Annotated in this window: 21 protein-coding genes; 11 read left to right on the forward strand and 10 right to left on the reverse strand. The window is 59.1% G+C overall.

Going from position 1 to position 22,568, the window contains the following annotated elements; translation table 11 throughout:
* The first annotated feature begins 39 nt into the window (after window positions 1–39).
* A complete protein-coding gene (rplT, locus tag ACS1BR_RS01495) occupies window positions 40–423 on the forward strand; it encodes a 50S ribosomal protein L20 (RefSeq protein ID WP_463559665.1) in 384 nt (127 codons plus the stop codon).
* A gap of 502 nt (window positions 424–925) precedes the next feature.
* On the opposite strand, the gene ACS1BR_RS01500 is transcribed toward rplT, so the two are convergent.
* From ACS1BR_RS01500 to ACS1BR_RS01515, 4 genes are all read right to left on the reverse strand, one after another.
* A complete protein-coding gene (locus ACS1BR_RS01500; protein ID WP_463559666.1) occupies window positions 926–1,537 on the reverse strand; it encodes a response regulator transcription factor in 612 nt (203 codons plus the stop codon).
* Window positions 1,534–2,748, reverse strand: a complete 1,215-nt coding sequence (locus tag ACS1BR_RS01505) for a sensor histidine kinase (RefSeq protein ID WP_463559667.1) — start codon at window positions 2,746–2,748, stop codon at window positions 1,534–1,536. Before ACS1BR_RS01505 ends, ACS1BR_RS01500 begins: the two co-directional genes overlap by 4 nt.
* Window positions 2,749–2,817: 69 nt before the next feature.
* Window positions 2,818–3,612 (reverse strand): hypothetical protein, encoded by a 795-nt coding sequence (locus tag ACS1BR_RS01510; protein WP_463559668.1) that lies wholly within the window; start codon window positions 3,610–3,612, stop codon window positions 2,818–2,820.
* 25 nt (window positions 3,613–3,637) lie between these two features.
* On the reverse strand, window positions 3,638–4,603 hold the full coding sequence (locus ACS1BR_RS01515; protein ID WP_463559669.1) for an ABC transporter ATP-binding protein: 966 nt from the start codon (window positions 4,601–4,603) through the stop codon (window positions 3,638–3,640).
* Between the two features lie 399 nt (window positions 4,604–5,002).
* Here ACS1BR_RS01515 and ACS1BR_RS01520 point away from each other — a divergent pair, with 399 nt between their 5' ends.
* The 6 genes from ACS1BR_RS01520 to ACS1BR_RS01545 all read left to right on the forward strand — a co-directional run bounded on the left by ACS1BR_RS01520 (window position 5,003) and on the right by ACS1BR_RS01545 (window position 11,629).
* Window positions 5,003–5,938: a TrmH family RNA methyltransferase gene (locus tag ACS1BR_RS01520; protein ID WP_463559670.1), complete on the forward strand. Its 936-nt coding sequence runs from the start codon at window positions 5,003–5,005 to the stop codon at window positions 5,936–5,938.
* Window positions 5,935–6,402: a (deoxy)nucleoside triphosphate pyrophosphohydrolase gene (locus tag ACS1BR_RS01525; RefSeq protein WP_463559671.1), complete on the forward strand. Its 468-nt coding sequence runs from the start codon at window positions 5,935–5,937 to the stop codon at window positions 6,400–6,402. Before ACS1BR_RS01520 ends, ACS1BR_RS01525 begins: the two co-directional genes overlap by 4 nt.
* A gap of 153 nt (window positions 6,403–6,555) precedes the next feature.
* A complete protein-coding gene (pheS, locus tag ACS1BR_RS01530; RefSeq protein WP_463559672.1) occupies window positions 6,556–7,683 on the forward strand; it encodes a phenylalanine--tRNA ligase subunit alpha in 1,128 nt (375 codons plus the stop codon).
* Entirely contained in the window at window positions 7,684–10,233 is a 2,550-nt protein-coding gene (pheT, locus tag ACS1BR_RS01535) for a phenylalanine--tRNA ligase subunit beta (RefSeq protein ID WP_463559674.1), read from the forward strand.
* Window positions 10,234–10,371: 138 nt separating this feature from the next.
* Window positions 10,372–11,034 carry a hypothetical protein gene (locus ACS1BR_RS01540; protein WP_463559675.1) on the forward strand — a complete coding sequence of 221 codons (663 nt, stop codon included), beginning with the start codon at window positions 10,372–10,374 and terminating at the stop codon, window positions 11,032–11,034.
* Between the two features lie 115 nt (window positions 11,035–11,149).
* Window positions 11,150–11,629: an arginine repressor gene (locus tag ACS1BR_RS01545; RefSeq protein ID WP_463559676.1), complete on the forward strand. Its 480-nt coding sequence runs from the start codon at window positions 11,150–11,152 to the stop codon at window positions 11,627–11,629.
* On the opposite strand, the gene ACS1BR_RS01550 is transcribed toward ACS1BR_RS01545, so the two are convergent.
* Window positions 11,626–12,054: an ankyrin repeat domain-containing protein gene (locus tag ACS1BR_RS01550; protein WP_463559677.1), complete on the reverse strand. Its 429-nt coding sequence runs from the start codon at window positions 12,052–12,054 to the stop codon at window positions 11,626–11,628. The two genes, ACS1BR_RS01545 and ACS1BR_RS01550, sit on opposite strands and share 4 nt — an antisense overlap.
* Window positions 12,055–12,207: 153 nt before the next feature.
* On the opposite strand from ACS1BR_RS01550, the gene ACS1BR_RS01555 reads away from it, so the two are divergent.
* Entirely contained in the window at window positions 12,208–13,716 is a 1,509-nt protein-coding gene (locus ACS1BR_RS01555) for an AMP-binding protein (RefSeq protein WP_463559678.1), read from the forward strand.
* Window positions 13,717–13,732: 16 nt separating this feature from the next.
* On the opposite strand, the gene ACS1BR_RS01560 is transcribed toward ACS1BR_RS01555, so the two are convergent.
* From ACS1BR_RS01560 to ACS1BR_RS01580, 5 genes are all read right to left on the reverse strand, one after another.
* Complete coding sequence (locus ACS1BR_RS01560) at window positions 13,733–14,953, reverse strand: glycerate kinase family protein (RefSeq protein ID WP_463559680.1); 1,221 nt, start codon at window positions 14,951–14,953, stop codon at window positions 13,733–13,735.
* A gap of 48 nt (window positions 14,954–15,001) precedes the next feature.
* Window positions 15,002–16,483, reverse strand: coding sequence for an SLC13 family permease (locus tag ACS1BR_RS01565; RefSeq protein WP_463559681.1), 1,482 nt, complete (start codon window positions 16,481–16,483; stop codon window positions 15,002–15,004).
* Window positions 16,480–17,142 (reverse strand): response regulator transcription factor, encoded by a 663-nt coding sequence (locus ACS1BR_RS01570; RefSeq protein WP_463559682.1) that lies wholly within the window; start codon window positions 17,140–17,142, stop codon window positions 16,480–16,482. Before ACS1BR_RS01570 ends, ACS1BR_RS01565 begins: the two co-directional genes overlap by 4 nt.
* Complete coding sequence (locus ACS1BR_RS01575) at window positions 17,139–18,572, reverse strand: sensor histidine kinase (protein WP_463559683.1); 1,434 nt, start codon at window positions 18,570–18,572, stop codon at window positions 17,139–17,141. Before ACS1BR_RS01575 ends, ACS1BR_RS01570 begins: the two co-directional genes overlap by 4 nt.
* Before the next feature lie 82 nt (window positions 18,573–18,654).
* Complete coding sequence (locus tag ACS1BR_RS01580; protein WP_463559684.1) at window positions 18,655–18,996, reverse strand: hypothetical protein; 342 nt, start codon at window positions 18,994–18,996, stop codon at window positions 18,655–18,657.
* A 164-nt stretch (window positions 18,997–19,160) separates the two neighbouring features.
* Between ACS1BR_RS01580 and ACS1BR_RS01585 the strand changes: the two genes are divergently transcribed.
* The 3 genes from ACS1BR_RS01585 (at window position 19,161) to ACS1BR_RS01595 (ending at window position 22,516) form a co-directional block, all read left to right on the forward strand.
* Window positions 19,161–20,375, forward strand: coding sequence for an argininosuccinate synthase (locus ACS1BR_RS01585; protein ID WP_463559685.1), 1,215 nt, complete (start codon window positions 19,161–19,163; stop codon window positions 20,373–20,375).
* A gap of 8 nt (window positions 20,376–20,383) precedes the next feature.
* Window positions 20,384–21,829, forward strand: coding sequence for an argininosuccinate lyase (gene argH / locus ACS1BR_RS01590; protein ID WP_463559686.1), 1,446 nt, complete (start codon window positions 20,384–20,386; stop codon window positions 21,827–21,829).
* A 132-nt stretch (window positions 21,830–21,961) separates the two neighbouring features.
* Complete coding sequence (locus tag ACS1BR_RS01595; protein WP_463559687.1) at window positions 21,962–22,516, forward strand: adenine phosphoribosyltransferase; 555 nt, start codon at window positions 21,962–21,964, stop codon at window positions 22,514–22,516.
* Window positions 22,517–22,568: the final 52 nt, after the last annotated feature.

The raw sequence follows: 22,568 nt of genomic DNA on the forward strand, positions 1-22,568 counted from the left end.
TAACGGTCACCGGGGGACACAAAGACGAAGGAGACGCACGTGGCACGTGTGAAGCGCGCGGTTAACGCGCATAAGAAACGCAGGGTAGTTCTTGAACGCGCATCGGGATACCGGGGGCAGCGTTCCCGCCTCTACCGCAAGGCAAAAGAACAGGTCACCCACTCGCTGGTATACAGCTACGACCACCGCCGTAAGAAAAAGGGCGACTTCCGCCGCCTATGGATTCAGCGCATCAATGCTGCCGCCCGCGCAGAGGGACTCACCTACAACCGGTTTATCCAGGGCCTGAAAGCGGCTGAAGTTGAGGTGGACCGGCGTATGCTGGCAGAGCTGGCCGTTAACGACCCCGCCACCTTCTCCACCCTGGTTGAACTCGCCAAAAAGAACCTGCCCGAAGACACCTCGGCAGCCAAAGCGGCCTAATATCTCTATCCTCCTCCCTCTAAGGAATGAGGAGCTACCGCTATAAAAGGTGCCGCACCCGTTACGTTCGGGTGCGGCACTTCTGTTTGCCAGAGATGAATTCCGCAGAAATTTTTGACGCTGGGTTTATCTATCGTCACAGCTGTGATGACAGATGTCATTCATTTGGTGACTCCTGTGACTAATAGAGGACGTCGCCCGGATGGCATAGTGAGACTATGAACCGATGGACCAATGATGAGCAACCTCACCAGACCCCCGTAAAACGCAGTTTTGCAGCAGACATGATGAGTCTGAGTTCAGCATCGACGCTGGGACGAGAACTGTTAGCTGCGGCCATACAAACCGGGGCAATTGTTGTGTTACTCTTTGTCGTTTTCCCGGATCGTCTCACTGCGTCGTGGCGCTGGTTTCTGATCGCAGCAACTGTCATCTACTTTGCCATCCGGTTCGCCACAGGTATCCCAAAGTGGCGTCGGTACTGACGGTTTCTCTTGCAGGCTCAGATCCAGCCTTCTCTCCAGGCGATCCTGGCGGCTGAGACTCTGGTCGGAGCTCCGAGTTTGGTCATTGCGCTCGAAAGGTAGTTTCGTACAGTTCCTTGAGCAAGGTGTGTACGCTCGGCAATAACGTTGATAGTAGACCCATCTAACGCCTCTCGAAGTACATCAATTTCACGATTCGTCAGAGGACAGTTGCTTTCGGAGAGTGCCGCAGTAGCAACTGCGCCATCTACATAGCGACCTCCGTTATGAACCGTACGAAGAATATGTGGGAGCTCTTTGACAGAAGTTGCTTTCGTAACGAACGCAAGCACACCTATATCGAGTGCACGCCGCAAGACGGCTGGTCGGGCGTATCTGGTGAGCAGGACAATACCGGTGTTTTCGGAGGCCTCACGAATAGTGGCTGCCACTTCGAGACCATCAAGTTTAGGCATCTCGAGATCGAGCACCGCAATATCGGGGCGAAGCCGCCTGACCACCTCCACTGCTTCTTCACCGTCCTGTGCGGTGCTAATGACCTCGATGTCATCATTCAGACAGAGTAGGGTCATAATCGCTTCCCGCAGGAGAAGTTCATCATCTGCGAGAACCACGCTGATTGTGCTCATTCTATGTCTCCTTTTACGTTGGGAAGCCATCCGGCTAACTGTCCGCCGCCGTCCTGAATGAAGTCTAGTTCACCGCCGAGCTTGTGATATCTTTTTGTAAGCATCTTCAACCCGGTGCCCAGTCCCGTGTCGGCTATGGCTGGTGTTGGCGCACCGTTAACACCTAAATCAGCCACAATAAGGGCAACACCGTCTTGCCCGTTACGATGCTCTTGCCACGTTGAAATTGAACATGCCTGCGCCTGCGTATGTTTGAGGATGTTCGTGATGCCTTCCCTTACAGTTAGCCCGAGTAAACGATCAGCTTCGTTGCCAAGGTCCGGTATGTCTTTCGTATCCCTGCTGACGGATATACCGGCGGCTCGGAGTACACGGATTGCGTTAGTGATCTCATCGTCCAAGTGGACCTCGCGGTTCGCGTAAACGACACGGTGCATCTCGTCGAGGGCTTCTAACGTAATAGTCTGGATACGATTAGCGTGATGAGCGGCGGCGGGGTAGTCTGCCCGCTCAATGAGTCGACTTACCAGTTCGGCCTCTACCGTGATTAGACCCAGATGTTGACCTTGGATATCATGGAGGTCGCTCGCGAAGCGCTGCCGTTCGGTGATGACCGCTCGTTCTGCTTCCCTTGTGCGCAAGTCATCGAGTTCGAGTGCCAGTATGTATATTGAATCCTGTCCGAGAACACCCAGTGCGAGAAGTGCTGCGATGAGGAGTGTCAGCGGCTCCCATACATTACCTCTGATAGTATCGATGACCCAAGATACCAACCCTATGCTGATTGTTGCGATGAACAGGCGCAGAACGCCATCCCAGAATGATTCGTAGCATACTGCTGTCAGCGCCCATGCTAAAGGTACAATCGCTGCGATCTTAGGGGGACTCATTACGGGAATCAGAACAATTATGATGAGCGCCGCTATAAGTACTCCGGCACGCATCAATTCCCGAGCCTTCGGTCTGTAGAACCAGCGTGTGAGGCAGCAATAGGGGTTAAATTTTGCAGTAACTAGCAAGGAGCCACCGAGGCTGATAAACAGTGCTGCAGACACCATACCTACCCACGCAAATACTGGGGGCGATTCACTTAGGAGGACTGTCGTCGGGGTGATGATTGTCCCGACTGCTAGAAGGATATGCGTGGAATGTACGTAGATGGATATAGCTCGGAAACGATTGAGTCCAGCTTCCTGCGTATCCAGACTCATGTGTATCTCCGTTCACTGCTTATGCACATTTGCTCTCCGGGGGTCTGCAGTAACCTGTTGAGACATAGGTCAACGCCGTCGTTCCCACCGAAAGGTCTTCCAACTCACCAGTGATAGAATTATGACCCACATTACCATATAGATGAAATCGACGATGATCTCATTTGTGCTGGCTGTTCCCAGGTACCACCCTATTGCGGTTAGATGCCCATTGGCTGCCAGGGGTACTGCAAGCACTATGGCGATGATATCGGGGTTAATGGAAGGGAGTACGGCTGTAGCGCCCATTGCAGCAACGAAGAAGGGCATCATCGTCCACTGTGATTTTTCCGGTGTGGAGGTTAACCCACTTGTGGCTACACCTGCCAGTGCTGCAATTACCAGTCCTAGCAGTACTGATGCACTAATGAGTAGTGGGTGCTGTGGTAGCGGTGCTCCAAGGAGAATCAGCCCGGTAAAAACTGTGAGAACCTGAAAGGTGCCAACCAGAAGAGGTGGCACGAGCAAACCAGCGATAATTCCTATACTTGGTAGTGTGGTCGTTCTCAGGCGCTTTAGTGCCAGTGTGTGCCGCCGAGCGGTGAGTGTGTTGAGTGCGACAAAGTATACGGTGATGCACTGGGTTGCGACGAGATTTCTGCCGGCTACCTGTGCCCATGCTTGCGGGTTAAGGGAAGCGTCGGTAAGAGCTGTGATTGCAATCAGCCCGGCGGGAAGTAGGAGGGTGAGTGCGATCATTACGGGTTGGCGGAGGAATACTAAAGTTTCTGCAGTTGCAAGAGACCGGAAGAGTTGGACGGCACTTTTATCTGTGTCTCGTTGAAATTGGCTCATGGTAGTCTCCGTTGGCGTCATTTTGGTCATTGTGTTTCCTTTTACGTCATGAGTATTAGTTAGTGGTTGATACGCCAAAGAATACTTCTTCGAGGGAGGCTGGCGTGCAGTGCAGTTGTTCAACTACAAGATTGTGAGCTCGTGACCAATCTATGACAACACCGACATCTGACTGGAGCTGAGGAGTCCGGATAGTGACCGCTAACTTTCCCTTGTCTCCGGTCTTTTCGAGTTCTCCATGTAGAAGCTGATTTAGCTCGGAGACTTTAGCCGCACCGGTGTGAACTGAGAAGCTGATCCTTGACGGGATTGACGCCAGGACTTCGGACATGGGTCCCGCGACGGCTACGCGCCCTCGATCGAGGATTGTCACGTGCTCAGCTAGATTTTGCGCCTCCTCAAGATAGTGCGTGGTGAGTAAGACAGTTGATCCGTTGGTGTTCAACTCGCGGATAATTTCCCACATGGTCCGGCGTGATTGAGGATCCAGGCCGGTAGTTGGTTCATCGAGCACGATGAGGCTCGGTTTTCCCCAGATAGCCATAGCAAAGTCCAAACGCCGCCGTTCACCACCGGAAAGCACAGACACCGGTGTTTTTCGCCGGTGCTCTAGGCCTACAATTTCCAGCACCCTCGCGATTGAATCCTCACGGATATTTAGGCGTTGCCAGAGTGAGAGTTGCCCGAGCACCGTCATCTCGTCTACAAGTCCAGATTCCTGTAGCATCGTCCCGATTCTGCCCGCAACAGCAGTTCGATGCCGCCATGGATCCTGCCCAAAAACCGTCAGTGTACCACCGGATGGACAGCGGAAACCCTGGATACTTTCCAGTAGAGTAGTCTTTCCTGCCCCATTAGTACCGAGAAGTGCATGAATCTGTCCGGGCTCGACAGAAAATGAAACATCATCAACAGCAACGAATGTTCCATATATGCACGTGACTCCCTTAACAACGATAGTGGAGGAGTGAGAATTAGTTTCAAGGCGTCTCGCCCTGATTTTTATCAAATTATTAATCACACCCAAGGCTTCCTATGTGAGATATGTCGCTCAGGCCGGAAAAGGCTTCCGGGTTAGGCTCTAAAACGTAGTCTTTACCGCGCGGATACGTATCACCTGAGGGCACCCTAGGTAACGGACACCGGCTGTATTTCGGCGTGGTGTATCCTATAGACGCTGTTTTATTGCCGTATCTCAAGTCTCCCAACACGATTGATCACAATATAGTGCCAATGATCATGAGATTAAATGGAGGATTACACCCCTTGTGCTGATATTTGTCATAAATTCAGGTTTGTAGAGGGTATAGATATAATTCGAAATATCCAGTCTCAATGCATGGTGTAGAAGGGGATGGATTATGGAGTTTCCTTGTCCATCCTAATCCGCCCCCCACCGGTACCCGGTAGAGTGGTAGCCGTGGATTTTAGAGAACGCCTGTGTACCCCCGTGATGCTGGAGAACCCTCGTGCTGACCGTGTGAGGGGTGTTGTTTCGTTGGTGACTCGCCGGGGGCGGGCTAAGACCGGGCAGTTTTTGGTTGAGGGGCCGCAGGCTGTGCGGGAGGCGCTCAAATATCACCGGGAAAACGCCCCGGTGCTTGATTCTGTCTATATCACTGAGGCGGCTTTTGACCGGCACCGGGATATCGTTGAGCTTATGGAGGCGGTCTACGGCACCCCCACGCCCGAGCCGGGACGCAGGGTGTTTATGCGCATGGTTACTGAGCCGGTGCTTTCTGCCATGACGGAAGCGGTTTCACCCCAGGGGGTGGTTGCTGTTGCTTTCCAGCAGGATATTCCGCAAATACCCATTCTGGCCGGTGCCCGTACACCGCGGCTTGCCGCTGCACTGGTGCGGGTACAGGATCCGGGGAATGCGGGCACCATTCTGCGGGCGGCCGATGCCGCCGGTGCCGATCTGCTACTCACCACAGCCGGTTCGGTTGACCTCTACAATCCCAAAACGGTGCGGGCCAGTGCCGGTTCTCTCTTTCACCTGCCTATCGTGCAGGGTGTTGATCTCGAACAGTATGTAGAAGCGGCCAGGGCGCAGGGCATGGGTGTGCTTGCCGCCGACGGCTACGGAGAGGTGAGCCTTGACGACCTCGCCGAGGCAGCCGCTGCCGGCCGTCTCGGGGTGAAAACTCCGCTGCCGGCCGTCTACGACCTGGCCCGGCCCACCCTCTGGCTCTTCGGTAACGAGGCCGGCGGACTGAGCGGGGAAGAAAAAGTGATAGCGGACGCAAAAGTTTCGGTACCAATCCACGGCCGGGCCGAATCTCTGAACGTAAGTATGGCCGCAGCGGTGTGCCTCTACGCCTCAGCCCTGGCCCTCTCCGGGGGAAACCCGTGAACGGCCCCGCCCGCAACAGCCTTTTCCCCGTGCAGGTGGTGGGTGCGGCTATCCTCGATTCCCTCTCCAAGCCGAGCAGGATTCTGCTGGGTCGGCGCAGTGCCCCGGCTGAACTGGCCGGGCTGTGGGAGTTCCCCGGCGGCAAAGTGGAGGCGGGGGAGAGCTGCCGGCAGGCCCTTACCCGTGAACTGGCCGAAGAATTGGGGGTGTCGGTGAGACTGGGGCAAGAAATAGTCGGTGAGTGTGAGCAGGGTTGGCGGCTCAACCGGCGGGCGGCCATGCGGGTTTTTTGCGCTGAAATCATCGATGGAACCCCCGAAACCCTGCAAGACCACAGTGCTCTCCGGTGGTTTGCTCTCACCCGTAAGCTCCTTGACCTACCCTGGATTCCCGCCGACCTGCCCATTGTTAACGGTCTTCTTGAAACAGCCGGGACAGATACCCCCGCCAGCAGAAACCACTAGAAAATACTCACGGGACAACTCGGCGTCCCCCGATTCTGGCCCCAACCGGGCTGAGACCACTAAACTTGGGAGAGGCCGTAGAACCGCGGTGGTACACCCACCGGCACAAACACCGACCAGCCAGCACAGAACCGTCAAGAGATTGAGCAATATATGACTGAGCCCCTACCGCAAGACAGCAGGGAGCCAGAATCTTACACAATTCTGGCAAACATCAAAAATATTTTGGAAGACGACCCCGAAGGCGGACTCGAAACGGTCATCAGGGCGTTCTCCCAAGAATTTGAGCGCGCCCAGAAAGAGATCAATGAGGCAACCCCCGATTTTGACCGGCTCAAGAAAACCCGCCTGGCTTTCCTGGGCGAGAAGGGCGGCTTCACCCTGGCTAACAGGCAAATGCGTGAACTGCGCAAAGAACACCGGGCAGAAATCGGCAAAATCATGGGGGCATTCCGCGGTCGCCTGGCCAAAGCCCTCGAAGAACGTAATACCGAGCTTGAAGAAGAGCGTGACGCCCGCATTCTGGTAGAAGAAGCGGTAGACGTCACCGCCGCAATACCGCGCCGGGCCCTGGGCGGGCGCCACCCCCTCAATATTCTGCAAGACCGCCTAACCGACATCTTTGTGGGCATGGGCTGGGAGGTGGCCGACGGCCCCGAGGTTGAATCCGAGTGGTTTAACTTTGACTCACTCAACTTTAAACCCGACCACCCGGCACGTGAACTTCAAGACACTTTCTTTATCGAACCGGCCTCAGCCCACCTGCTTTTGCGCACCCACACCTCTCCGGTGCAGATGCGCGCGCTGCTGTCTCGCCCGCTGCCGGTGTACGTGGTGTGCCCCGGTCAGGTCTACCGCACCGACGAGCTTGACGCCACCCACACCCCGGTCTTCCACCAGCTTGAAGGTCTAGCCGTCGATAAAAACCTGACCATGGCAGACCTCAAAGGAACCCTGGAACACCTGGCCCGGGAGATGTTTGGGGCGGAGGCTAAAATACGGTTGCGGCCCAACTACTTCCCCTTCACCGAGCCCTCCGCTGAACTGGATCTCTGGCACCCCGGCGCCAAAGGTGGACCTGCCTGGATCGAGTGGGGAGGCTGCGGAATGGTCAACCCCAACGTGTTACGTGCAGCCGGCATCGACCCCGAAGTCTACTCGGGTTTCGCCTTTGGCATGGGCCTTGAACGCACCCTCATGTTCCGCAACGGTGTTGCGGACATGCACGACATCATTGAGGGAGATATTCGCTTTAGCCAGCAGTTTGGAATGGAGATTTAAATGCGTGTTCCACTTTCGTGGTTGCGTGAATACGCACCGGTACCGGCGGCGGCAACCGCCGAAGACGTGATGGCCACCCTGGTGAAAGTTGGCCTTGAAGAGGAGGCGGTTCACCGACCCACCGACGAGCTCTCGGGCCCCATCGTGGTGGGGCAGGTGCTTTCCATGGAACCGGAGACCCACTCCAACGGCAAGACCGTCAACTGGTGCACGGTGCGGGTGGTTCCCGAGGGACAGAAGCAAAAGCTGACCGGTGAGGGTATCGAGGAAGACGGTGTGCAGGGCATTGTCTGCGGTGCCCACAACTTTAAGGTCGGTGACAAGGTGGTGGTGACCCTGCCCGGCGCGGTCCTGCCCGGTGGGTTTGCTATCTCCGCGCGGAAGACCTACGGGCATCGGTCTGCGGGCATGATCGCCTCGGCCCGCGAGCTGGGCATCGGTGAGGAGCAGGGCGGTATTTTGGTGCTCTCCACCCTGGGCCTCGACCCCGAGCCGGGAAGCGATGCCTTAGAGGTGCTGGGGCTCTACGACCAAGCCGCCGAGGTCAACGTGACACCGGATCGCGGCTACGCTTTTTCAATCCGCGGTATAGCCCGTGAATACTGCCACGCCGTGGGCGCCGACTTCCAAGACTTTGTGCTTGACCTCGCCGAGCGTGCACCGGCTGCTAACAACCTGGGGGTGCCGGTGAATCTCACCGATGAGGCTCCCATCCACGGCAAACCCGGCTGCACCCGGTTTGTCAGCCGCCGTGTCAACGGAATTGACCCGACGGCCCCGACACCGGTTTGGCTCTCCTCGCGGCTGCACCTGGCGGGTATCCGCTCGGTGTCCCTACCGGTGGATATCTCCAACTATGTGATGCTGGAAACCGGCCAGCCCCTGCACTTCTACGATGCTGACAAACTCAGCGGTGGTTTCACCGTGCGACGGGCAGAGGCGGGCGAGAAACTCACCACCCTCGATGGTAAAGAGCGCGAACTTCACCCCCAAGACCTGCTGATCTGCGACGACTCCGGCCCCGTGGGCCTTGCCGGGGTGATGGGCGGGCAGCGCACCGAATGCTCAGCCGAGACCCGAAACATTGTGATTGAATCGGCACGCTTCGATGAGGTGTCTATCGCCCGCTCCGCCCGCCGGCACAGGCTCACCTCCGATGCCTCAAAACGGTTTGAACGCGGGGTGGACCCCAAGCTACAGGCCGCCGCAGCTCAGCGGGCAGTTGAGCTACTGGTCAGTCTGGGTGCCGCTGAGGCCGATGCGGGAGTAACCGATATTGACCGCGCGGTGGCCCCCCCGCCCATTACCCTGCCACGGGGCTACACGGCCGGCCGTATCGGAGTTGACTACACCGAATCCCGGATCGTCGATCTGCTGACCGCTATCGGTGCACGGGTGACAGCGGGCTCGGACTCGTTCTCGGTGCTGGCCCCCAGCTGGCGCACCGACCTGACCGACAAAGAAGACCTCACCGAAGAGATCGCCCGGCTGGACGGCTACGATAAGATCCCCTCGACCCTGCCGGTGGCGCCCCCGGGGCGGGGCTACACCCGGGAACAGGCCGTGCGTCGCCGCGCCTTTGATGCCCTGGCTGCCTCGGGGCTCACCGAGGTCTTCGCCTACCCCTTTGTATCCCGCGAGGACAATAACCTGTGGGCAAGCCCGCTGGCCGGGGTAAACCTCGAATCCCTGAAAGTGGCCAACCCGATCTCTGAGGCATCCGGCTGGTTGCGGCGCTCGCTGCTTCCGGGCCTGGTTCGGGTGCTCAAACGTAACCTGTCCCGGGGGTTTAGGAATCTTGCTCTTTTTGAGCAGGGGCTGGTGTTCATCCCCGGGCAACAGCTGGGATCGCCCGATATTCCGGGCCCGGGTGTGCGCCCCAGCGAGCGGGAGCTGGACAACCTGATGGAGGGTATTCCCGACCAGCCGCGCTATGTTGCCGGGCTCTTTACCGGGGCCGAGCACGACGGTATGCCCGGTACCCTGGCCCGCCCCTATGACTGGCGGGACGCGCTGGACGCGGCACGTTTGGTGGCCGACTCCACCGGTACCGAGATAGGTGTGGTACAGGGTGCCCACCAGGCTTTCCACCCCGGGCGCACAGCGGCCCTGATGCGGGGAGACACGGTGATCGGTTTCGCCGGGGAGCTGCACCCCAAGCTACTTCAAGAGCTCGATATGCCCGAGCGAACGTGTGCCTTTGAGCTGGATTTCTCCGCCCTGGTCGCAGGTGGTTCCGGTGCTGTTGAAGCTCGCGCTATTTACGGCTTCCCGGCAGCAACCCAGGACGTTGCCCTTATCGTCGATACCGGTGTGTCTGCTGCCCAGCTGTCGGAGGCGCTCACCGAGGGGGCCGGAGACCTTCTAGAGGATATCCGCGTGTTTGACGAATACCGAGGCCCGGGGGTGCAAGAGGGCAAAAAGTCTCTTGCCTTCGCCCTGCGGTTTCGGGCCGCAGACCGCACCCTGACCGCCGACGAAGCCTCGGCTGCGCGCCAGGCCGCGGTCGATCTGGCTGCCGAGCGCTACGGGGCTGTTCAGCGCGGCTAAGAATAGATGAGAGCGCCGGGCTGCCGCTTCCGGCGCTCTCACTGCCGCCCACCTGTTTGCTGTGAGTGCGGCGGATTCACGTAGAATGTTCTACTGTGTGTAAATAGGCGATACAAGATTTTCTTTGGAGAATAATTCGTGGCTGATGACCCCCAACAACCGCAGGAAGACAACGATGGTTTCTTCGAGATGGTCGATGACGACTACGGTCTTGAAGATACCGTGGATGCGCGTACGCGCTGGCTCACCGTGGGAACGGTTGCGCTGGCGATAATTGTGACCATTTTTTTGGGTGTCACGGGGATCCGTTCGCTTAACACGGCCAGCGATGATGCCGGATATGAAGACAGGACCTGGGTGATGACAGGTACCTTTGTTGATCTCACCCCCGATCTGCTCACCAAGTCTAACGTGGCTAAATACTCGGGTAACCTGCCCGCTGACCGCTCGCTCAACGGGGTCATTTTCAAGTCTGACCTCTCCGACGCCAAAGAGGTCAGCAGCGGCGCCAGCGTAGAGTTCCGCGGTTCACAGACCGGCCAGTCCAGGGGGGACTTTCCTCAGGAAGTTGATGCCCTGCTCGCCAGAACGGGGGACAACCAGGTGGAGGTGATCCGTACGGGTAAAGTGGGGTCTCTGCACCAGGTCACCACCGACTCGGTACGCAACGCCACCTTTGCCGGCTGGGCCTGCCTGATAGGAGCTTTTGTGGTTTTTGCGGCCGGTATTGCCGCAGCCGTGTGGCTCAACCGCCGCGGTGGGCGGAAATATGCGGATACCTACGACGAAGACGAAGTCTAGAACTATCCCGCTCACAGCGGTTCACTGCTGTCCGTGTATAGATAATGCAAATATTTGCATATAATTGAAGGGCTAACAGAGTTTTTGTTTTCCCTCCGGATAGGGCAAATCTACCATGGCGATTCCTACAAGCAAGACGGCCAGACAGGCGCGGATTGTTGACCTGCTCTCCACCCACCGTGTGCGTTCGCAGGCTGAGCTGGCTCAGCTTCTGGTTGACGATGGTGTGCGGGTCACGCAGGCAACTCTCTCACGCGATCTTGTGGAGGTGGGGGCGGAGCGGGTGCGCGATGAAAAATCCGGGCTCATCTACACGGTCCCTCACAGTCCGGTGCGGCGTTCTTCGTCGGAGGGTGCTGATTCGCGTATGGTTGCTCTCTTTAAAGAGCTGCTGATTACGGCGGAAGTTTCCGCTAACCTGGTGCTGCTACGCACCCCGCCCGGTGCCGCACAGTTTCTTGCCGCCTCTATCGATCAGGCCGCGCTACCCCCCATTTTAGGGACGGTGGCCGGCGACGACACCGTGCTGGTGATCTCCCGGGACCCCCTGGGCGGGGAAGATCTGGCCCAGAAGTTTTTGAGCTGGGCCGCCTAGTGTGCCGACCGAACCCGCGATGTGTTTTCTGTTGTCTCGTGGTCATGTAGAAGCTGCTGCATACGGGGAAGGTTGAAGAAGTGGGCGACTTCGGCGGGACTCTGGGTGCCCAGGCCCGTATTGGCGCCGGCGGCAAGAAGTTTTTTGGTGATGGTGTCGTTGTTGCGGAAGACGGCGCAGACCAGGGCGGTTTGCCCGCGGTCGTTGAGCCGGTTGAGGTCTGCCCCGCGTTCTAGTAGGGCGCTCACGAGATTGGGGTGCTGGTGGTAGGCTGCCAGGATGAGCAGGGTGTCTCCCTTGGAATCGGTGAGGTTTACCGGTACACCCTGGTCGAGGAGTGAGGTTACCGCCTGGATTTTTCCTTCCCGGACCAGGTTAAAAACGGTGTTGAGCAGTTCGAGTTCTTCTGTGCTGAGCTGGGACATATATCCTCCTAGATACTATTATTAATAATTCATAATAACAGGAGCGGGGGGTGCCCGCACAGCATCGACCGCACGAAAGACACACATCACGGTGGCAGGTTCTACTATGGGACAGTAGCCACCCCACCGAAAGAACACGAGAATTTTTTGCCCATGGTCAACCTGTCACACCTGCTCATCCGCCACAGAGAATCTGCCGAGCTTGCCATCACCGGTGACCTCGGCCGCCTCAGCTACCGCCGTTTCTACCGCCACGTGGGTGCGGCTCGCGAGCATCTGAGCCGGCTCGGTATCGGGGAAGGAGACCGCCTTGCTCTCTCCCTGCCCAATATCACCGCAATGCCCGTCTACTATTTTGCTGCGCTGTCTCTGGGGGCAATCTGTGTGCCCCTCAACCCCCTGCTGACCGAAAGAGAACTTCGTTTCCACCTCGACGACAGCGGGGCGGCCCTGCTCATCATCGGTCGAGGCGCCCGTGTCCTCCAAGACGGTGCCACCCTAGAAGGAATTCGGGTTGACATCCTTTCCGGGGACCGCCAGCTTGACGAGTCCCCTCAACCCTGGCAACCGCTGGAGGTCACCGATGACACACCGGCGGTTCTCCTCTACACCTCGGGTACCACGGGAAAACCCAAGGGGGCGGTGCTCACCCACGGCAATCTCTGGGCAAACGCCACCACCGTTGCCCGGGTTTTTGACTACCGGGGAACCGATGTGCTCTTTGGCGGACTTCCCCTCTTTCATTCCTTCGGCCAAACCGTTTCCATGAACGCGGTTTTTGCGGCCGGTGCGGCGGTGGCGCTGTTACCCCGCTTCAGCCCGGAGGCTGCCGCCCGGCTCTGCGTGGAATCCGGGGTGAGCGTTATTGCGGCGGTACCCTCCATGTACACCGCTATCGCCGCCTACCTTGAAACCCGTACCCCGCAGGAGCTTGCGGGGAAGATCCGCTTTGGTATCTCGGGAGGTTCCCCCCTTCCGGCCTCGGTGCATTCCGATTTTATGCGCCTGCTCAACTGCCCGGTGCTAGAAGGGTACGGGCTTTCTGAAGCATCGCCGGTTGTTTCTTTCAACCGCCCCGGGCACCCCCCGGTTCTGTGCTCGGTGGGGACAGCCTTGGACGGGGTTAGGGTACAGGTCCGCGACGATGAGGGTGCGGTGCTAGTGCCGGGCTCTGCCGGGCAGCTGTGGGTTGCCGGGGCAAACGTGATGGCCGGCTATTGGAAGGACCCCGAGGCCACCGCCGCTATTTTTGACGGCGACTGGCTGGCCACCGGAGATATTGCCCGAATCGATGGGGACGGAAATATTTTTATCGTTGACCGCATGAAAGACATGATTTTGCGCAACGGCTACAGTGTCTACCCCCGCGAGATTGAGGACGTGATTGATAGCCACGCCAGTGTGCGACAGGTGGCCGTGGTGGGCATAGCTAGCAAGAGTGTGGGTGAAGAGGTGTGCGCGGTGGTGGTCCCGCGGGAGCCTCTTTCCCCAATCGAGCGGGAAAAGCTGGTGGCTGAGCTCGATGAACTCTGCCGAACCAGCCTTGCCGCCTACAAGTATCCTCGGCAGTTCCGAATCGTTGATAGTCTCCCTCTGGGGGCCACGGGTAAGATACTCAAGTGGCAGCTGAGATCTTCAGGGCAGGAGCCCTCTGACCGCTGAGGCAAAACACCCCGCATCAGAGCCTGGCAGACATGGAAGCGCTAACAGCTGAGCCCAGCAGAAGGAGCCGGAAACTCCTCTCGGTAGAGTCGGTGAGTAGCTGGGCACCGTTTTTGAGGGCGTCTTCTAAATTCATGGGCAGGGGAATAATAGAGGCGTAGGCGCCGATCCCCGTCTCGTGAACCCGGTGCGCACTATGACCGATTGTCCCGGCAAGGGCCAGCACCGGGGTGCCCTCAGCCCGTGCGCGGCGGGCAATTTCGGCCGGAACTTTTCCGTGGGGGGTCTGCCCATCTATCGCGCCCTCAGCGGTCACCACCAGGTCGGCCCGCCCTATTTCTTGGGTGAGATCGGCGCCGGTAAGGCCCGAGTCCACCAGGGCTTCAAACCGGGGAGTGAGCTCGGCACCGAGAAGCGCCAAGCCCGCCCCCAACCCACCCGAGGCACCGGTGCCGGGGCCGTCATAAAAATTAGTGGTGCTGTGGGGATCGATACTCAGCCGGGTTTCGGTCAGCAGCTGTGCCCAGCGGGTGAGTGCCCGGTCCAGTTTTTCTACCTGCTCGGCGGTTGCGCCCTTTTGCGGGCCAAAGACTCGGGCAACTCCGCGGGGGCCGCACAGCACATTGTGCTGGTTGAGAGCGAGAATAATCCGTGTGTTGAGAACGTTCGGGTCCACCCCCGAAAGGTCGATAGCGGTTGCTTGTTCGAGGTGGATACCACCGGCGGGCAGTTGCCGACCACGGGAATCGAGTATCCTGGCCCCCAACCCGGCCAGAGCTCCAGCCCCACCGTCTGAGGTCCCAGAGTCACCGCAACCCACCACAAGGGTGTGGACACCGGGATGGGAAGCGGCCTCCACCATGAGTTCCCCCACACCGTAGGTACCGGTGAGGCCGGGGTTGTGCCGATCCGGGGGAATGAGGGATAGGCCGGCGGCCGCAGCCATCTCCACCAGGGCCACCCCGCGGTGTGCGCCTCCCAGCAGGGCAAAGTGAGAATCTATCTTTTCTCCCAGGGGCCCGGTCACCTCGGTGGCGACCAGCCGTCCCCCGGTAGCCTCGGCCAGAAGCCGGGTGGTACCCTCACCACCGTCAGGTATAGGCAGGGTGCGGACCGCGGCACCGGGAAGGATCCGGTGAATACCCGCGGCAATAGCCGAGGCCACCCGGTCGGCCTCCATGCTTCCCTTGAAACCCGAGGGTGCAACCAGGATACGCTGCGGAATAATCATTGCCATGATAGTAACTACCTTTCGTAAGAGGTTATTTCTGCGCCCGGTGGGGCTTTAGGGGCTCACCCGCATACCCAGGAGCGGCCATACACCGGTGGCAAAAACCCAGATGAGGAGCATATGCGCCGGTGCCAGCCAGATACTCAGCTTGAGTAAATCGGCTGCCGTATAGGTGTCAAGATCGTCAATATCGCTGAAGAGGGCCACCGGTTTTGCCGAACTGGTGAGCGTGTGGCAGAAACCGGCCGCGGCGGTCGAAATAAAGGCCAGTGCCCGGGGGTCAGCCCCCAGCGGAGAAGCTGCGGCGATAACCAGCGGAATCAGCACGGTGGAGCGCGCACTGCGCGACTGAATAAGCAGGTGGGAGGCGGTAGATACAAGAATAACCAACCCCAGAAACACCGTGCTGCCCATCCCGGCTACCGGCATAAACAGGGTGCCGGCCAGCCAGCTGGCCGCCCCCGAATCGTTGAGGGCAGAGCCCAGCGTGAGGGTTGCCGCCATAAAAATGAGCAGAGACCAGGGGACCTGTCTCAAACCGTCAGCCAGTTTCATGACCCCCACACCGGGAGCCGTCACCGCCAGGGCGCCGGCCAGCGCCACCAGGAGTGCGCTGACTCCGTGCAGGGGCTCAGTCGCCCAGAGAACAACCACGGCGCAGAGAATACACAGAACAGTTTTTTCGTCCCGGCTCACGGGGCGCGAAGATCCCAGTGCGGCGGAGAAATCGAGCCGGTAAGAGCGTTCACGATTGGTCAGAAAAAGCCGCAAAATAAGCTCCGTGCACAGGAGACTGGAGAGCAGGCCCAGCGGGGCACCCCAGACGAGCCACCGCAGGAAACCCACCGGCTGTTCACCGGAGGAGCGCAAAATTTCATCGGTGATCAGGTGGGCTCCCGCCCCCAGGTAAGACGAAACCGCCGAGAGCAGAATAACCGAGGGGACGAGCAGCGAAAGCGCTTTGACGGTGTTGGGGTGGCTCCTCAGCGCCTGGGCTAAGGCCATAAAAACCGGGAGGGCCAGGGCTGCCCGCCCCGAGGTGGAGGGGATGGCGAAGACGGTGCAAAAGAGCGAGATCGACAGGAGGTAGAAGAGAGTCCGCACGCTGGTCTCTCTACCGATAACCCGGCCGGTGATCCGGTACGCCAGCCCCGTATGGGTAACACCCTGGGCCAGCAGGGTTGCGGCGATCAGCAGCCAGATGATCTGGTTTCCCAAAGAGTCCGTAAAATCTTCCGGGGAAAGCACCCCGGTGGCCACGGTGGCTACGGCTGCCGCCAGGGCAACATAGGTGTCTGCGATTCGCGTAAAAATCCAGGCCCAGAGCGCAAGCACAAAAATACCGAGGGTCACAGCACCCGCCCTGTCCAGGGAGAGGCTGATGTGGGCGTAGACGATAAGCCCCAGAACCAGAACAGCACAGAGCACTGAGATGGGTAATGCGGCCCGACGGAGGCTCCAGCCTTCTACCGGAGGAAGCTGATGCTCGGGTGCACGGGAGCGTTCGTTGCGGTCGAGGGAGAAGAGAGTACTCATAGCGATAACCTGTAACCTGCCCCTCGCACCGTGGTGATATAGGAGTCACCGATCTTTTTACGCAGGGCCCGTATATAGACATCCACAATATTTGAGCTGGGATCAAAGTCCATTCCCCAGACCATACCGATCAGCTGCTCCCTTGAAAGCACCTGGTTTTTGTGCTGCATCAGGGTGAGCAGTAGCGCAAACTCTCTGCTGGTGAGCTCCTGCGCTTTGCCATCCACCGAGACAAGCCGCGAACGCGTATCGAGTCTGAGGCCCCGGTGACTGAGAACCGTGGGCTCGGAAGGGGCCGGTTTTTCGGCCAGCCTCAACCGGATTCGCGCCAGGAGCTCGGCAAACTGGAAGGGCTTGGTCATGTAGTCGTTGGCTCCGGTTTCTAGTCCCTGCACGGTGTCGGTGACAGAATCTCGGGCGGTGAGCATAATGATGGGGGTCTGTACCTGCGCCGCCCGCAGACTCTTCATGAGGCTGAAACCGTTCATGGAGGGCAGACCAATATCGAGAAGGATCAGATCGAAGCCGCCGCTCTTGGCCATGTCGTGGGCGCGTTGGCCGTCGTCTTCCAGCGTTGCGGTGTATCCGGCTGCCTTGAGTCCCTTGATGATAAAGGAGGATATGCGGGGGTCATCTTCGATGACGAGTATGTGACTCACGGGTTCACCTCTATACTTTCTGGGGTGTTGGTATGGGCGGGGATTGAGATACCGAATACTGTTCCGGTGCCGCTATCGGGTGCGGCTACCCAGACCTGGCCGCGGTGCCCCTCGGCAATGGTTTTGACAATGGCCAACCCGAGGCCGGCCCCGCTACTGTGTTGCTGTGCTGTGGCCGGATTCTTGGCGTTGCTCCTGTGAAAACGGCTAAAAAGAATGTGAGAGTCGGCGGGGTCTACGCCGGGGCCGTGGTCACGGACCCAGAAGCTCAGTATTTTCTGCCCGGATTGTTCGCTGAATCGGCTGCCCAGCTCGATGCTGGACCCCTCGGGTGAGTACTGCACCGCGTTGGCGCACAGCTGTAGGAGCGCCTGGGTTATTCTCTGTTCGTCGAGCTCAGCCTCACCGTCGGCGATCTCCGTAACCAGCCATCGGTTGCCGTGAAAAGCCTGAACCTTTGATTCGAGGCTGATCATGAGAGCGGCCGGGTCTGCGGGTTTGGCGCGAATAAAATCCGGTCGCTCCGATTTTGCCAAAAGGAGCAGGTCGGCGACGATGCGGCCCATGCGGTCAAGCTCGTCGTCGACCAGTTCCAGGGTCGCTGCCTGTTCCTGGGTGCTTCGTTCCATTAGTTCGAGGTGACCGCGCACAATGGTGATGGGGGTGCGGAGCTCGTGGGAGACATCGTCGAGAAAGCGTCGCTGGGTTGTCGCTGACTCTTCAAGGCGGTCTAGCATCTGGTTAAAGGTGAGTGACATGGCGGCTATGTCGTCTCTGCCGACTACCGGTACCCTGCCGGTAAAATTTTTGTCGGAGACCGCTTCTGCCACCTGCCGCAGATTACGAATGGGCTTGAGGATCTGGCCGGCAACAAACCATGCAATACCAAAGGCCAGAAGCAGAGCCAGAAAGGCTATACCGCACACGGTGGTCATGGTCCGGTGGAGGTCGTCCATAGAGGGGGTGACGTATTTGACCACCACAAACTGGCCGCCACGGTCCTGCCCGGACTCGCCGGTGCCTATGTCTATACGGCCCCAGTGAAAGGTCCCGTGAGGGGTCTGCTCCACCCCGGAGTTCTGAGGGCTTGTGCTGATTCTGTGTAGCATCTGCTGGTCCTCGTGTAACCGGTAGCCGCCCCACTGCTCCGAGACTTCTTCCTCGCTGAGGTAGAGGACCTTGTCCCGGACAATACCCAGTTGCTGCTCATGCTCGCCGGGATACTGGCGGGAAATATAGACTTCCAGCATCTCTGCCGGTGAACTAAAAGCCTCGGAGGTCCGGGGATTTTTCCCCTCCTGCGCAAAGGTTCTCAACTCGCTGAGCTCCTGGGATATTTCGGTGTTGACCTTCTCGATCAGATCGCGGCGCATCACCTGGTAGACGCTAAAAATAATCGTTGCAAGAGCAACCCCGGCGGTCAGGGTCACCCACCCCACTATCCTCCAACGAGTGGAAGGAGTGAGTATCCTTCTGACGATGCCGGCAACAGCGGGGAAAGAAAAGCGGCCTCTAATCGTCATTGTCGACACCGCCGTCTTCTGGGTAGAGGGCGGTGTCGTCGTCGGTTTCTACCTCCGGGGTGTCGTCGTCATGGGGGATGTGGTCAACGTCGTGGGAGGGCACAGCCTGCTCGACGGGCACCTGCTCGATAGTGTCGGGGCTGGCCGGTGCGGACTCTTGCCGGTTCTGCGCTGCGGCTTCTGTGTCCGTCGGCCGGTGCGCGGAGTCCAGCACCAGGGGATCGGGGGAGATGGAGGGCCCCTGAACCCGCTGTGAAAGGCTCAGCGTGAGAAAGAGCAGTAGCCCGAGGATGGCGAAGATCGTTCCGATAAAGAATGATTTTTTGACCATAGACATTAGTATGCCAAGCGGTTCTAAAACCTAGATGAGCGAAAGGTTAAGGTTTTTTCATGGACGGTGCACGGGCCTATTTGCATATTTATCAGCAAGGGAACATAATTATGTAGAACTATGCGGGTGCCTGTCTGACCCCCGCGGGCTAAGAAAGGAATCTTATGAAAGAGCGTATCGTGCTCGCCTACTCCGGTGGGCTTGACACCTCGGTTGCTATCGGCTGGATCGGTGAAGCCACCGGGGCTGAGGTTATCGCGGTCGCCGTCGATGTTGGCCAGGGAGGCGAAGAACTCGAAACGGTGCGTCAGCGCGCCCTCGACTGCGGGGCGGTAGAGGCCTATATTGCCGATGCTCGCGACGAATTCGCCAACAACTACTGTATGCCCGCACTCAAGGCGAACGCCCTGTACATGGACTCCTATCCGCTGGTCTCCGCACTCTCCCGCCCGGTGATTTCCAAGCACCTGGTCGCCGCGGCCCAGCAATTTGGTGCAGGTACCGTCGCCCACGGTTGCACCGGCAAAGGCAACGACCAGGTGCGCTTTGAAGTCGGTATCCAAACCCTGGGGCCCGACCTCAAATGCATCGCCCCCGTACGTGACCTGGCCCTTACCCGAGATAAGGCGATCACCTACGCAGAAAACAATAACCTGCCCATCGAAACCACCAAAAAGAACCCCTTCTCCATCGATCAAAACGTGTGGGGCCGCGCGGTAGAAACCGGTTTCCTCGAAGATATTTGGAACGGGCCAACCAAGGACGTCTACGACTACACCGATGACCCCACCTTTTCCCCGGCACCCGACACGGTGGTAATCACCTTTGACGCGGGTCTACCGGTAGCCATCGACGGGCAAAAAGTAACCCCGCTTGAAGCAATCCAAACAATGAACCACCGGGCCGGTGCCCAGGGTGTTGGCCGTATCGACCTGGTGGAAGACCGCCTGGTAGGCATTAAATCCCGTGAGATCTATGAGGCTCCCGGCGCTATGGCGCTCATTACCGCCCACAAAGAACTCGAGAACGTCACGATTGAACGCGAACAGGCACGCTTCAAGAAAACCGTGGGTCAGCGCTGGACAGAACTGGTCTACGACGGCCAGTGGTTCTCACCGCTCAAAAAGTCTCTGGACGCTTTTATTGAGGACACCCAAAAAATGGTCAGCGGTGAAATCCGCATGGACCTTCACGCCGGGGCGGCAACCGTCACCGGCCGCCGCTCCGACACCTCCCTCTACGACTTCAACCTGGCAACCTACGATGAGGGAGACTCCTTTGACCAGTCACAGGCCAAGGGCTTTATCGAGCTCTACGGCATGTCTGCCAAGGTGGCCTCGGCCCGCGACCAGCGCCTGGGCCTCTCCGCGAACCCCTAAGGAAACCCATGTCTGACCACCAAAAACACGCGACCAACACCGGAGCACTGTGGGGCGGCCGCTTTTCCGGGGCCCCCTCAGATGCGCTGGCGGCCCTGTCCAAGTCAACCCAGTTCGACTGGAGATTAGCTCCCTACGATATCGCCGGCTCCCGCGCCCACGCCAGGGTGCTGGCCCGGGCGGGGCTCCTCACCGCCGCCGAGCTTACCGACATGCTCGCCGCCCTCGACCGGCTGGAGGCCGATGTCCGCAGCGGCGCCTACACCCCGGCAGAGACCGATGAAGACGTGCACGGCTCCCTGGAAAGGGGGCTCCTTGAGCGGGCGGGCAGCGAACTCGGGGGAAAGCTGAGAGCCGGACGTTCCCGCAACGATCAGATAGCCACCCTGGGCCGCATGTACCTGCGCGACCACGCCTCCATCGTCGCCTCCGGCGTGCTCGGTGTCATCGACGCCCTCATGGATCAGGCCCGGTCCCACCCCGAGACACCCATGCCGGGGCGCACCCACCTTCAGCACGCCCAGCCGGTGCTTCTCTCCCACCAGCTTCTCGCCCACGCCTGGGCGCTCTCGCGGGACCTCGACCGTCTGATGGACTGGGATAGGCGCGCCGCCGTATCCCCCTACGGGTCGGGTGCGCTCGCCGGGTCATCACTGGGGCTTGACCCCGAGGCAGTGGCGGCAGAACTCGGTTTTGACTCCGCCACCCACAACTCGATCGACGGCACCGCCTCCCGGGACGTCTACGCGGAGTTTTCCTGGATTGCGGCGATGATCTCGGTTGACCTCTCCCGTCTGTGCGAAGAGGTTATTCTGTGGGCCACCAAGGAATTCTCGTTTGTGAAGCTTCACGATTCTTTCTCCACGGGGTCGTCTATTATGCCGCAGAAAAAGAATCCCGATATCGCCGAGCTGGCTCGCGGTAAGGCCGGGCGATTGATCGGAGACCTGACCGGCCTGCTGGCAACCCTCAAGGCGCTACCGCTGGCCTACAATCGGGACCTACAGGAAGACAAGGAACCGGTTTTTGACGCCATCGACCAGCTTGAGATTCTTCTTCCGGCGGTTTCGGGTATGGTGGCCACGCTGACCTTTAACATCGAGCGTCTTGCCGAGCTGGCACCGCAGGGTTTTGCCCTGGCCACCGATGTCGCCGAATGGCTGGTTCGCCAGGGGGTACCCTTCCGGGTGGCCCACGAGCTTGCCGGAGAAACCGTGCGCCTGTGCGAGCACAAAGACTGCGAGCTGTGGGACCTCACCGACAGCGATTTTGCTTCCATCTCGCCCCTGTTCACCCCCGGCGTGCGCCGGGTGCTCACCGTCGAGGGGTCCCTCGCGTCCCGTTCGGCGCAGGGGGGTACAGCACCGGCCGCCGTGGCCCGCCAGTTTGAGGTACTGGCGAGCGAACTCGCCCCGCAGCGTGATTTCGCCGCGCGTGAGAGGGTCATCGACTAGCGGAGGAGAAACGGCCGCCCGCGGTCCGATCACTTTCTCGTCCCCATTTACGGCTATACTTTCAGCTGGAGGAAAGACCACCGGGGAAAGAACCCGAGGGCTTTCGAGAGTAACCCGTAAGGTATGCGATTCATGAACAAGCCTGTTTCTGTTGATCTCGCTATAGACGAGCTGGTGCCCGCTGCATGCGCCCAGATCCCGGATTTTCCCAAGCCGGGTATTCTCTTCTACGATGTCACCACTCTTTTTGCCCACCCGGAGGTTTTTCGCCGCTGCATCGACGAACTTGCCGCCCGATTTGAGGGTGGGTTTGATATCGTCGCCGGTGTGGAGGCGCGTGGCTTTCTGATCGCCGCCGCCCTGGCCTACCGGGCGGGTACCGGGGTGATGACCGTGCGGAAGGCGGGCAAGCTACCGCGGGACACCTTCACCAAAGAATACGAGCTGGAATACGGGTCTGCCGCTATCGAGATTCACCGTGACGATATTCCCGCAGGGAGCCGCGTGCTGATCGTTGATGATCTGCTGGCAACCGGCGGCACACTTGCCGCCGCGGTCAACCTCATGGGCCAGGCCCGGCTGGATATTGCCGGGGTCGGTGTTTTTCTTGAGATTGAGGGTCTGGGTGGCAGGGAAGCTATCGGTGGCCACCGGGTTGAGACCCTGGCACGGGTCAGCGACAGCTAGGAACCCTCGCACCGGGCGGACCGCCGGTGGTGGGGGGCGGATCGTCTTTAGC

The organism is Rothia sp. 18CD1-1 (assembly GCF_055285355.1).